Origin of the sequence: Prevotella conceptionensis 9403948 (assembly GCF_000312305.1) — a bacterium.
GTDB classification, from domain to species: Bacteria; Bacteroidota; Bacteroidia; order Bacteroidales; family Bacteroidaceae; genus Prevotella; species Prevotella conceptionensis.
On sequence record NZ_HE999443.1, the window covers coordinates 113,493 to 126,640 of the forward strand.

General features: G+C 47.6%; 7 protein-coding genes. 1 reads left to right on the forward strand and 6 read right to left on the reverse strand.

Annotated features, from left to right (window positions below; all coding sequences use genetic code 11):
* Positions 1-55 precede the first annotated feature (55 nt).
* From BN93_RS00370 to aroQ, 6 genes are all read right to left on the reverse strand, one after another.
* Positions 56-3,112, reverse strand: a complete 3,057-nt coding sequence (locus BN93_RS00370) for an endo-beta-N-acetylglucosaminidase (protein ID WP_019186371.1) — start codon at positions 3,110-3,112, stop codon at positions 56-58.
* A gap of 177 nt (positions 3,113-3,289) precedes the next feature.
* Entirely contained in the window at positions 3,290-5,110 is a 1,821-nt protein-coding gene (locus tag BN93_RS00375; RefSeq protein WP_044259288.1) for a SusD/RagB family nutrient-binding outer membrane lipoprotein, read from the reverse strand.
* 103 nt (positions 5,111-5,213) lie between these two features.
* Positions 5,214-8,639, reverse strand: coding sequence for a SusC/RagA family TonB-linked outer membrane protein (locus BN93_RS00380; protein WP_019186373.1), 3,426 nt, complete (start codon positions 8,637-8,639; stop codon positions 5,214-5,216).
* Positions 8,640-10,453: 1,814 nt separating this feature from the next.
* Complete coding sequence (locus BN93_RS00390) at positions 10,454-11,497, reverse strand: ABC transporter ATP-binding protein (protein ID WP_044259290.1); 1,044 nt, start codon at positions 11,495-11,497, stop codon at positions 10,454-10,456.
* Positions 11,498-11,687: 190 nt separating this feature from the next.
* Positions 11,688-12,320 carry an O-methyltransferase gene (locus tag BN93_RS00395; protein WP_019186377.1) on the reverse strand — a complete coding sequence of 211 codons (633 nt, stop codon included), beginning with the start codon at positions 12,318-12,320 and terminating at the stop codon, positions 11,688-11,690.
* A gap of 3 nt (positions 12,321-12,323) precedes the next feature.
* The gene (gene aroQ, locus BN93_RS00400; protein ID WP_019186378.1) at positions 12,324-12,740 is read right to left on the reverse strand and encodes a type II 3-dehydroquinate dehydratase; all 417 of its coding nucleotides are present in this window, start codon (positions 12,738-12,740) and stop codon (positions 12,324-12,326) included.
* Positions 12,741-12,785: 45 nt separating this feature from the next.
* On the opposite strand from aroQ, the gene BN93_RS00405 reads away from it, so the two are divergent.
* Entirely contained in the window at positions 12,786-13,136 is a 351-nt protein-coding gene (locus BN93_RS00405) for a site-specific integrase (RefSeq protein ID WP_232211046.1), read from the forward strand.
* The last annotated feature ends 12 nt before the right edge of the window (positions 13,137-13,148 follow it).

Here is a 13,148-nt window from a genome sequence, read left to right on the forward strand (position 1 = left end):
CATTTTTGGTTTTCCCCTCTTTAAGCTAGGATTTAAAGAAAACCAAACGCCACGTTTACTTTACAGTAATCTTCTGTGTGCGAATGATATTCTTGTTCTGCATCTTCACGAGATATACACCCGATGCCAACGAAGACAAATTGTAGTTGGCCGGATTGTTAAGGGCTGCTACCAACGAGCCATCGGTTGTGAATATCCATGCCTTCTCAACATTGGCAAAGTTAAGGCTATTGCCTTCTTGTTGCAACTGCGAAGGAGCTACGGCTATGGTGTTAACGCCAGTGGTAGAAAGCCCTGCGGGTTCGTCGGCCAATCCTTGGTCGCGCATGTCGGCAGGAACAGGACGTTGTTTGTTGCTACCCGTAATCTTCACGCGGAAGTCGATGGCGAAACCTTTGTTGAACTTACCCGTAGGTTTCAAAGCACCCTTGAACCAAGCATCAGAGAATACGATACGCATGCGGGTGTCGCCAATGCGTGCATCTTGAGGTATCGTAAAGGTCTTGGTAACAATTTGCTGAACCTGTTCAGGCGAGCTTGCCCTCAACCGTCCAATGGTGAAGAGTTGTTCTCCTTCTTGGGGATTTGCGGCAAGTTCGCGTGGGTCGAAACGATTGTCTGCGTTGAGGTCTATCCATCCACGGCCAAAGCAATAACGCAAGTCGTCAAGAGCGGCCCCTTGCTTAGGTTTGCCATTTTCGTAACCAACTTTTGTTTCAAAGCCCTTGAACTCTAATGTAACAGTTTCGCCTAGCCCAATAGTCAGCACTTGGTTGGGGTCGGTGGTAAAATCAACGTAGTTGGTACCGCCCGTAGGACCTTCGGCCTTGTAGTTGATGTTGGTAGAGCCGCCCTTAGTTCTGAACACTTCTACATAGCGAATGGCTTGTGCTGTTTTGTAGCCGTCGGCATCGGTGTCCAATTCGGGTGAGGTATATGGGTTGAGAACCAGTTCGGGCAATTCGTTAGCATTAGCGCGAACAACCTCGGTCCACTCAACAGGCGAATAGCTTTTGAGGTCTTTCGATACGGCACGAACTCCAATAAAAGGATTGTGGGTGAAGCTCTTCAAATCGATATTGCCCACGTATGCAGCCCACTGGCTAGTACGGGCCACTTCAGACACACGTCCGTTGGTACCGTCTTTGAGGAGGATTTCGAAATGGTCGATGTTGGCGTCGTCGTTGTAAATCATACCAGAAATGGTTTCGGGCATGTCGACCGCCCATGTAGCCTTAACAGAAAGCGAAGACTTTGTTTCTTCTTTCACCTGAATAGCCACATCCTTAACGTTTGCAGGTGCAATGGTTAATCCGTCAACAAGTTCTAGTTTGCCAACCATCATCTTGTAGCTGCTGGTGCTATTCTTTACGCGAAGCCCAATCCTATCGATGGCCGTTCCCGAAGTAATGTCGTTCAAGGCAATCTTCTTCTCTTCCCAAGTTTTACCCGTTGTTCCGCCAACAGCATATTCTTTCCATTCTTTGCTGTTCTTAAGACGGACAATGAGGTAAAGGTTCGACTCGGCAGGCACGTCTTTTCCACTCTTGATGGCCACATTGGCCGTGATGGCACCATTAGAGCCAGCTATGTCGGTAGAGTAAAGAACAAGGTCGGTAGAGTTGGCATCGCCATTTCCACTAAGCAAGAGGCACGACCCACCCATGTAAGCATCCTTATAGGTTACTTCGGGGTTAATCTTGTTGCTATGGGTGTTGCTATTGCTTTGTACAACAAGCCAGCGATAGGTTGGAACGATGTCTTGGTTACTCATGTTATACCAAGAGCCAGCGGTTTTCTTACCTTTATAATGATATTGCGAACCTGCTCCCATGTTGAAATGGGTGCTAAAAGGCAAGTCGCCTTTGATGGTTGTTCTTTCGGGAATCCAAGTTGCCATGCCTGGGAAGGTAGAGAGGGGCTGAACACCATTAGACTCTTCCCAGTTATGCCCTCTGTCGTTCACCGCAGGGCGAGAGAGCGGGTTACGATTGCCACCAGAGAAGCCACGTTCAAGCAGTTTTTGGTAGTTAACCATCATCTCGTCGGCGTCTCCGCCCGAGTTGTAGCTCCAAAAACGGCTTTGTGCATGCTCGCCCCAAAGGCAAACGCCACATTCGGGAGTTGCAGAAACACGGCTCCATGCGCGATTCATCGTAACCATCCACACGCCAGCATAAACGCCATCGGCTGTTCCCATAGCCGCTTTGGCCTGATCCACAGATGTTCTCATGCCGTATGTAAAGTCGTTGCCCACATAGTTGAGCATCACGTCGGCAGTTTTCTTCTTGTTTTTTCCAAACAAAGCCTCTACGTTGCTTGCAGTCAACGAGCTGTTATGGGTATAAATGGCGATGTGAAAGTTATCAAACTTCTCTGCTTTAGCAATCTCGTACAGCTTCTGATGGAAAGCTATCACTTGGTGGTCATCGTAACTTGGTGCCTCCCAGTTATAGTTGATACCATCAAGGCCAAGGTATTGCAACATGTAAATCATGGGCTTTGCATACTTAAACGAGCCGTCATCATTCTTGGCTTTCAGTACAGGCAGCCAGCCTCCGGCATCAACACCACCTATATTACCCGTGGTATCGAAGAACTTAATACCGCTCATCATGTCGGTTCCGTTCTTATGTGCAGCATCGGCCCACGAGCCAGGAGCTTGGAACAAGCCGTGGTTCCATGCGCCGAAGAGGTTGGTGTAGTTCCACATGGAGAAGTTGTCTGATGCAAAATCGGAAGAGGGGTAACCTCCGATGGTTCGTCCTGCACCGGCAGGAATGTTCATGAACAACTCACGGGTTTCGAAAGTACTTTGTATAAGACGATCTTTTCGGGGAAGAATAGAACGTTTGCGAACGTGCGAACGCACGAACTCAATCTCGTCGGCCAATCCTGCCGCCCTGAGTTCTTCTTTAGAAGGGTATCGTTTTCCTTCTCTCACGGCTTTCTCAAACAACTGCAACATCTTGATGTCGTTGAAATGCTGAAAGTCGTAAACCACCTTAGAGGCGGTTGGAGCAGTGTTTCCACCCTGCGCTTTAACCATAGAGGGAGCCGCAGAAAGCATACCAGCCAACGCCAGTGCACTAAGAGTAACTTTTCTCTTCATTCTTGCTTAGTTTTATATTGTTAAATAATAAGATATTTAGAGTTAATCACATTATAATGGGTAAGTCTATGCCACACTAAAATGCGTTTTAAGATAAGATTGTTAAGCTAAGGGAGCGGCCGTGCCTTGTGGCCTAATAAGGGCGGCTCAGCCGTTCCCATAGTTTATTACTTTAAATTAAAAGTTCGGAGTTCCTTTTACGTCCCACCAAAGCCTTGTTCCTACAAAATCAGGCCCGCCTAGCGCGCCAAGTCCCGTAGCTTTAATGTCTGCTTGCGTGGCGGGATCGGTACGACTGGGGAACGGCAAACGACGGATAATGTCGCCATCATTAAGACTTCCGTCGGCCTCATCAGCCTGAAGCACATCGAACAAACGCGGATAACCCGTGCGGCGCAAGTCCACCCAAGCTTCAAAGCTCTCAGGATAGCCCGCGATATACTTCTGGGTGATAATCTTTTCGAGTTTCACCTCCTTGCTGTCGTCTTCGTTCCACTTAACGCCAATCTTAGTTAAGCTTTCAATGGGGTCGCTCTCACCAGTAGGGTCCTTATATGTATAAGGTGTGGCACTCTCTTGTTGCATGTATTCGGCCATACCTGCATCGTAAGGGTTTTGGTTATTGCCATCAGTATAGAATTGTTCGCGGTCCTCGCAGTTTCCAGCAAGAATACCCTTCTCGTAGAATTCTTTGGCCGTTCCGCCCATGCTCCATCCTCTGATCGCACCTTCAGCTCTAAGGAAACAAACTTCAGAGAGTTTCATCAAGTACAGAGGCATGCTATGCGCCGCCTCTGGATTAATGGCACTGAAAGCGATAAACTGATTGCCGGCGTAATCCTGACCTTCGCCAGGCGTTACTCCTGAGCGGATACCGATAACGTCTGTATTGGCTGGTGTCACTTCCTTTGTTTTTGCATTGACAATGTCGGCATCGTTCTTTAGGAAGAGATACTTAAGGTAAGGATGGTTAAGACTTTTCAATATCGACACCCATGAGGCTGTTATTCGCGTGTCGTGCCAACTTTGACTAGCCTCAAGCAAGGGATGAGCTATGCCCTCGGCGGCCGTGTTGATACATACCTCTTGCGAGTATTCTTCTATCACTCCCGCTTTAACGGCTTCTTCTGCCCATCGCTTTGCCAACGTTGGGTTAACTTTAACAATATGCATGGCCATGCGTAGTTTCAGCGAATTGGCAAAACGCACAAAAGTGTTGAGGTTGCTGAAACCCGTTTTGTAATCGCCAGTAACATGCATATTCTGTTTCAGAATGTCGCGTAAGGCCTCCTTATATTCCTCGGGCTTGGTTTCATAGTAGTTTAAACAAGCCACTATGCTGTCTATATTGTCCACCGCCTTATTGTATATCGTTTCCAGGCTTTGATATTCAAAGGGAGCCGACTGGGCGTTCGTTTTAATATCTTGATAGGGGAAAGGGCCATAGACATTTGCCACCTCAACCGCGGAATAGTTGTACAACAGCAGATAAATGGCCTTTAACTCAGGAATAGTGTCGATAGACTCGTGATTAAGCAACGGCACCATCTGCGTTGAAACCTCATTGAAAGACCCCATCGCACCACCATAAAACCTGTCGGAGATGTTATAGGCAGAGGTAACAGTCACCTTTGAGTAGGGAAAATTAGTATGTGGTATAACGCCATACTGCGCATACAAGTCGGCACCCAGTCCATATTGATATTGATAGGCATGTGTAACAGGCTTTTTACCTTCCTTGCCACCGCGCATTGCATACTGGGCACTGAGTCCCGCCGCAATAACATCAGACATTTTGTTAGCTGCTCGTTTCACATCCTCGGCCGTAAACTTAGCCCGATAGTTCAAGGAATCAACCTTTCCTCGTCGGCTCACCTTATTGGTATTCTTTTGCGTTGCGCTGAATTCGTCGCCAGTGGTATCGAAATCCAGACACGATTGTAAGGTTAGGCTCAACAGAACCATAACGCCTACAAACCATTTGCTATATCTGTTCATAATTTTGTTATTATTAACACTCCCTCTCCCCTTTATTAGCTTTGCTCGAAAAAGGGAGTTCGGGAAACATTTTCTTTAGTTATACTCTTGAAAGTATGGCTGCTTACAAGTTCAACTTCATCGACAAACCATACGAACGCGACGAGGGCGTGTTGAACAATTCGAAACCTCCTAAGCCATTACCCGTAGAAAGCGACACGTCTGGATCTGCAGGGCTTTTCTTGTAAAGGAAGAACAGGTTGCGTGCGATGAACGAAACCGAAAGGTTCTTGTTTTGTCCCATGAGGTTTCTGAACGTATAACCCAGCGATAGCTCGCGAAGGCGGAAGTTGGTTGCACTATATATGTAGCTGTTGGGGTTGGAAGAGCCTCCCAAGGTTTTATAATAGGTGTCGATAGGCACAATTCTTCCGCTGCCATCAGGCAGGGGGATACCAGGCACATTGCCATAGTTTGCGGCAACAATACCGTTTGCCTCGGCATCCTGACGTGCCTTACCCGAACGTTCAGACAGTCCATAAAGGTCAAGGTAAGCCTCTGTAAGTGAGATAACCTTGCCTCCCAGGCGGCCATTGATAAGCATAGAGAGCGTAAAGTCCTTGTAATTAAAAGTATTGCTCCATCCCATCTGCCACTTAGAGTTCATGTTGCCAACATATTTGCGGCTATTGCCCGACTTGTCGAACCTTGGCGCACCGTTCCGTGTCAGTTTGATGTGTCCATTTGCATCACGCTTAAAATCATCTACGTACATGTCGCCCAGCGAACCACCTGGTTTGTATACTACATACACACCTGCAATCTCGTTCTTTATTTCTTTCTGTTTGCCCTGGTTGTCGTAGGCTGTTTCAAGTATCTTGTTGTCGTTGAACGACAGGTTGTAAGAAGTTCTCCAACGAAGGTCTTTACCAAACTTAAAGTCATAACCAATTGTTGTCTCAAATCCGCGGTTGCGTACTTTACCCGTGTTCCCCGCGTTCGTTTTGGCGGAGATATTGGCCGACTCCATATACATGTTGCGCAAGCGGCTATCATACAAGGTTAGGTCGAAACTCAAGCGGTTCTTAAAGAATAACATCTCCACACCCGTTTCGAAAGAGCCCAACGTCTCCACTTTCGGCACAAAGTCCGAATATTTGTTCACCGTTGCCGTTCCCGTTAGGTAGTTGCGACTGACATCGAAATAACTGTTATTGGGAATAGAGTTACCTACGTCTGAGTAAGACACGCGGTACTTCAAGTAATCTATCCACACAGGAAGCTTAACCAACGAACTGACGATTGCATTGGCGCCCACGCCGAAGTAGCCTTGCCATTCCGAATCGATAATGCCTCTCAGTTTAAATTGCCGGTAGGGACGATAGGCATCCAAACGATACGAGCCATCAACAAACACCTTATCTTGCCATCCCACTTGGGCAGTGAAGAGCATGGCCTTGTCCCAGTTAGAGCTCTTAGTCGTTGTTGTAGCTCCCACATCGCCTGCGCTGGTTTCGAACACATTCACGGCCGATGGTAAAATGCGGCGTAAAGGGTCTACGAAAGTGGCGTTACCAACAGCGGTGCGCTTGTATGTGTTCTTAATTGTATGCCCAACCCAACCTGCAGTTGCTGAAACGCTGAAATCTTTCACGTTTGTGTTGTAACTCAACAAATAGTCGGTGTACATCTCAGTTGTCTTGAAATCTTCACTCCAATAGCTGCCAAAGCTGTTCATGCTAGACGGCAAAAAGGTTGTGGCATACTGCCGAGCATCTTTGGTAAAGTGAGTCTTGGTGTAGTTAAAACGCGCTTGGAACGAAAGTCCCTTATATATATCGATGGTTGCAGAAAGCGTTGTAAACAGTCGGTTTTCGTCTTGTCGGTTGCGGTTTTTGTTCACCAGCCAGTAAGGGTTGTTGTTGCCGTTCGAAAGATATGCCCAATCTTGCATCTCACTGCTTAGCGGAACACGTTTGCCCTGCGTGTAAACAAAGTGGGTCTCTTTCTTTGGATTACCATTTTGATCCAGCACAGTGAATTCCTTCGGTTCATAATACGACAAAGGATTAGAAAGCCATGTACCTTGCTTAGAGTAGTTTTGGGCATAATAATCCATGTCTATGTTGCGAGGCATCATGTACGCATGATAGATAGGATTACCTATCGTTCCCCCACCAGGTCGATTCCGGGTGATGGTTTCAACGTAATTAACAGAACCTTCCAACTTCAAACGGTCGAAAAGCTTAAAGCTCTGTCGCAAAGTTATACTGTTACGATTATACGAGTTGTTCTTTATCATACCGTTGGAGTGGCTGTTTCCCAATGATATGTAGGTTCTCGACTTTTCCGTACCGCCCGAAACTGATACGGAGTTGTTGGTCGTAACGCCTGTACGGAAGAAGTTGTCTATATCGTTTACCGCATTCTTACGGAGATGCACTTGGTTTAGCGCCCCTTGGGGATACTGGTCGCCGAGCTGTACAGAGGGGAGCAGGTTCGTTTGGTCTGAAAGTTTACCGCCCCAACTTGAAGGCGACAGCATATAGGTTTGTGTTCCGTTTACTACCGAACCGTCGGTAAGCGCAGCACCATACGTGTTCTGCAACTTGGGGGTAAGCAATGGCGTGTCGAACGTAACATTAGACGTAAAGTTGATGTCCACTTTACCCTCGCGTCCCGATTTGGTGGTAATCATGATAACGCCATTGGCAGCGCGCGAACCATAAAGTGCGGCCGCGTTTGCCCCTTTAAGAACGTTCATAGACTCGATGTCGTCCGGGTTAATCATAGAAAGCGGGTCCGAACCTTCCGACGAACCTGCATATCCCAAATCATCTCCATTGGTTATCTTGCCACGAGTTTCGTTAGTCAAGGGAATACCGTCGACCACAATTAGCGGAGAGTTGTTACCGGTAATCGACTTGTTACCGCGCAGAATAATCTTAGATGCACCACCCGCACCACCTGCACTCGGCGTAATGGTAACTCCGGCAACCTTACCTTCAAGCGTGTTGGCAACGTTGGGGTCTTGCACTTTCATCAAGTCTTCTGCCTTAACTTTCTGTGTAGCATAGGTAAGCGACTCTTGCTTTCGCATAATACCCATAGCCGTAACCACCACTTCGCCCAGCACCTTGCTGTCTTCTTTAAGGGTTACGTCTACTTGCGAACGACTGCCAGCTGCCAATTCCTGCGCCGTGTAGCCCACATAGCTGAACACCAGCGTGGGATTGCTCTCGTTAGTTGTCAGGGTGTATTGGCCATCGATGTTGGTTATGGATCCCTTGCCAGTACCCTTCACCTGAACGCTCACACCGATGAGCGGTTCGCCTTGTGCGTCTTTCACAACGCCCGTAATGGTTCGCGTGTTGGACTGCACGCGTTGCAAGGCTGAATTTTGAATTGTAGCAGTTGCGTTAAGCAGTGGGCTTTGCTTTGCGTTGGCTTTAACACCAGCCAGCACGCCCACGCTAGGAACTGCGGTCATAGACAATGCCAGAAGTGCCTTCAACAGCAAGCCCTCTGTCTGTGCATTTGTTCTTTTCATACGTGTAGTAATATTATTATAAAGTAGTTATAACTTTAAAAATCGACTGCGCATTTTAATACGCCTTACAATAAAAATACAACTAACGAGCGAATATTACTTAGCGATATGTAGAAAATAAATTAATTTATTTTATTGGGCGACAAAACACTCATCATGTTGATAATAGAGGGCGGAATAATGCTGATGTTGGTATAAGACACAAAAGGTCTGAAACGAAGACACTTAAAAGTTCAACGACTAAATATTATATATGGTACGCGCGCACGCGAGAGGAAACGAAGATGGCAACAGGAAAAGATGTGCTGTAAGCCCGATTGCCTTTCCAACGCAAGGAAAAGGCAAAGGGCTGTAAACTGTTGGGCGATTCACCATAAAAGTAATTGCGATGCAAAGCTGCCAACTTGTTAACGGGTAGACGGGTTGACAAGTTAGCGAGCGTAGGTTTAGTAAGCTTGTTGGGATAGTTATAGAAGTAATATTGACTTTTAATGTTTCTATAAATTAAGAGGTGTTTGTTCTCTCTGTGATGCCAACACAAAATAAACGTTCTTCTCACGCACGAAAGTCTAGATGACTTCATTGTCATGGCGAGATGCCAACACAAGATAGACACCTTCTCACGCACGAAGTACAGGACAAATCAACCTACCAACTCATCAACTTATCAACTCATCAACTCAAAAACTCAAAAGACACCAACTTATCAACTCAAAAAACACCAGCACGTCAACTCAGAAAATCGGAACATCTCCTACTCACTAGTTTTCCAACTCACCAACTTGAAAACTTAAATTATTATCTTTTATTTTACAATATCGCCCCAAATTTCGCTTCGTTCTAGCGAAAATATAGGCCATAAAGTAGGTAAATCGCCCCTATTTCTTGCTTTTCACTCCTCTTGTTTTGTCTGTTTTTAAGAGCAAAACCTGCATTTTGCACCATTTAGCCTTTCTAGATTGGTTGCCAGCTCGTATTTTTCTAAGCCCAATTACACGCTTTTAGCTCCTAAAATCCCACTTTTTGACCACTATTTTGCCCTTTTCGGTCATGTTTTTAATGTCTCTAAAAGGTTTTGTTTATACAACTAGTGTGGATATTTATGCTTTTTGCCTTGCATTTAGCACCATTTTGCCTTGCATTTAGCACCATTTTGCCTTGCGTTTTGCACCATTTTGCCTTGCGTTTTGCACCAAAACGCAATGTATTTAGCACCAAAATGCAGTGCATTTAGCGGCAAAACGCAGTGTATTTAGCAGCAAATAGCCCAAAATCTGGTGCAAATGGTGGCCGTTTTAAATAAAAATTCATTTTATCGCATTCACAAGCTACCCCCTTCTCGCATCAAAACCAACCTTCGCGAGAATCGATTTTTTGCGACAAGATGAGTGGTTGGTGGACAAAAAGGGCACTCACAATGTTAAATTTGTTGCTAAAAACTAGACAAAACAGCTATACCGTAAAAACGCGCGAGTGGGCAACGGTACCGAAAACATGTACGCTTGCGACAGCCTGCGTGGGCGGTTGCAGGGTATGCCACTTACATACTGCACCTTGAAACGCAGAAGTTATCTGCTATCGACAAGCGGTTTTCAACTTGTAGAGAGTGTATGGAACAACTTCCGCCAGGCTCCTTTTCAACAGCAGGAGCAGCCATCTTTTCACCCTTTCACCCTTTCATCTTTTCACCCTTTCACCTTTTCACCCTTTCACCTTTTCACCTTTTCACCTTTTCACCTTTTCACTCTCTCACCTTTTCACTCTTTCACCCTTTCACCCTTTCATCTTTTCACCTTTTCACCCTTTTAATCTTTTCACCTTTTAATACCCTCTTCCCCCAACAGTCGAAGTAGTTCTTGGGTGCGTGTTTCGAAATTGGGAGTGGCGGTAAGCGTGAGGTGGGGTGGAGCAGGAGCCGTGGGGGCGGGCTCGAATACAAGCTGTTGGTGCCCCTGTTCGGTGGTGTGGATGTGCTTTTCTAGGACGTAAAGCAAGGGGAGACGATGGGATTGGCCAAAAGAGTTAGGCGCATCAAGGCCGCTGGGCTGGTCGGACTGGTCGGACTTGTCTGACTTGTCCGACTGATCTGACTGGTCCGACTGGCCCGACTGGCCCGACTGGTCCGACAGGTCTGAGCTATCCGACCGCGAGCAAGGCTGCATGCCATCGCCTAGCTGTTGCTTAGCCACCACCCAAAGGGCATCGGCGGCATGCACGGCTTGTTCTAGATCGTGAGTAGAAAGCAACACCATCTTATTGGTTTCGTGGGCAAGGCGTGCCAACAAGCCAAGCACTTCAACCTTACTTTTGTAGTCGAGAAAGGCGGTTGGTTCGTCAAGTAATATCACGGGTGTATCTTGCGCCAAAGCTTTGGCAATCATCATCTTCTGCCGTTCGCCATCGCTAAGCGTCTGCACTAGGCGGTGGCGCAGGTTAGTTATGCCCACTACATCCATCGCCCAAGCAACCATGCGGTGGTCGTCGGCACGAAGTGTACCCCATATATTGGTGTAGGGCGAACGGCCAAGGGCAACTATTTGTTCGACGGAGAGGTTTTCAATGCTGGGCTTGGCCGTTAACACCACGCTTACTAGGCGTGCTAAACGCGCTTGCGAGAGTGTGGCGAGGTTGATGGGCGCGGCTTGCTCGCCAGAATAATAGCACATCTGTCCTGAGATGGGTGGTTGAAAAGCGGCCAAAGTACGCAGTAGCGTGCTTTTACCAATGCCGTTGGCACCCACAAGACAAGTGAGCTGCCCTGCATGTAAGGTAGCATTGAGCTGTGCTAGCACGGTGGTTGGCATGCGCCGCGGATGCTGGTAACCTACGGAGAGGTTGCGAAGGGTTATCGAAGGCATATATTTTCTGTGGGGGATTGTGTTGCTTGGGGCTTTTGGCTTTCTAGGATTCTTAGGTGGGTCTAGGCTTACTAGTTATTCCAGGCTTACTAGGCAGGCTGTTAAAAGGGCGCAGCCATCTTTTCACCTTTTCACTTTTTCACTCTTTCACCTTTAAGGGGCGCAGCCATCTTTTCACCCTTTCACCTTTTCACTCTTTCACCTTTCGTATCAGCGTTAGCCCATCGCGCAAGGGAAGAATTACTTTCTCTACGCGTGTATCGGCTGCAACAAGGTCGTTAAAGCGGCGTATGCCAAGGGTTTGTTGGTCCTTATCGTAGGCAGAGTCGCACACATGACCATCCCACAGCGTGTTGTCGGCCACGATAAAACCACCCTGCCTGAGCACCGAGAGGGCCATCTCGTAGGTTTCAACATACGTTCGCTTGTCGCCATCGATGAAAACGAGGTCGAAGGTGATGCCCAAGCGTGGGGCCTTGGCGATGGCATCGCCAATGATAAAGTGTATTTTGTTGGCCACGATGCTGCCCGCTATCCACGGACGAGTGAAATCTTCTTGCTCGTCGTTAATCTCGAAGGTGTACAAAAGCCCGTCCTCTGGCAGCCCTTCGGCCAAGCAAATGGCACTATATCCGCTAAAAGTACCCACTTCGAGCACGCGTTTGGCCTGCGTCATCTGCACAAGCATCTTCAACAAACGGCCTTGCAGGTGTCCGCTAGCCATGCGTCCGTGCAGCGTATGCAGGTTGGTGGCTCTGTAAAGGCGGTACAAGTAGTCGCCTTCGGGGTCGATGTGGTTGGCTATATAGGTGGTTTGGTCCATGCCTCAGCGTTTGAAACTCTCTATCGCCAAGCGGTAACTGTCTAGTCCGAAACCGCATATCACACCACGACAAGCGGCGGCAATCATGCTCTGATGCCTGAAAGCCTCGCGTTGATGAACGTTAGAGATGTGCACTTCAACCACAGGTGCGCTGATAGCACGTATGCAATCGGCCAGCGCGATGCTGGTGTGCGTGTAGGCGGCGGCGTTAAGCACGATGCCATCGCACTGAAACCCCACGGCTTGCAACTTGTTGATAAGCTCGCCCTCGATGTTGCTTTGAAAGTAATCTATCTGCACATCGGGGAAACAAGCACGCAGGCGCGGCAGAAAATCGTCGAACGACGTGCAACCGTAAACGTCTGGCTCGCGTACGCCAAGCAAATTGAGGTTTGGCCCGTTGATAATTTGTATCGTCATGTCAGCTTTATTTTGTACTTTTGTTCACAAAATTACGAATAAACGATGGAAAGAGAAAATAAAACCGTCGACAATATGGTGAAGGCCTATATGCGTTACTTGAAATTAGAACGCAACCTTAGTCCGAATACCATTGAGGCCTACCGCAACGACCTGCGTTGGCTTTTGGCTTACGTTAACTTTCACGAGTTAAAGGTAGAGGAGGTGAAACTGGAAGACTTGGATAACTTTTCGGCCTCGCTGCACGACCAACGCATTACGCCGCGTTCGCAAGCGCGGATACTGAGTGGTGTGCGTTCGTTCTTCAAGTTTTACTTCTCGATGGTTTTATTGATGCCGACCCAACGGAGTTGTTGGTATCGCCACACGTGCGCAACGCCTTGCCCGACGTGTTGAGTACGGCTGAGG

Bases quoted from the DNA above. Each gene is read 5' to 3' on its own strand.
- BN93_RS00395 (WP_019186377.1), bottom strand. From the start codon at position 12,320: ATGGACCAAACCACCTATATAGCCAACCACATCGACCCCGAAGGCGAC.
- BN93_RS00405 (WP_232211046.1), top strand. From the start codon at position 12,786: ATGGAAAGAGAAAATAAAACCGTCGACAATATGGTGAAGGCCTATATG.
- aroQ (WP_019186378.1), bottom strand. From the start codon at position 12,740: ATGACGATACAAATTATCAACGGGCCAAACCTCAATTTGCTTGGCGTA.
- BN93_RS00375 (WP_044259288.1), bottom strand. From the start codon at position 5,110: ATGAACAGATATAGCAAATGGTTTGTAGGCGTTATGGTTCTGTTGAGC.
- BN93_RS00380 (WP_019186373.1), bottom strand. From the start codon at position 8,639: ATGAAAAGAACAAATGCACAGACAGAGGGCTTGCTGTTGAAGGCACTT.
- BN93_RS00370 (WP_019186371.1), bottom strand. From the start codon at position 3,112: ATGAAGAGAAAAGTTACTCTTAGTGCACTGGCGTTGGCTGGTATGCTT.
- BN93_RS00390 (WP_044259290.1), bottom strand. From the start codon at position 11,497: ATGCCTTCGATAACCCTTCGCAACCTCTCCGTAGGTTACCAGCATCCG.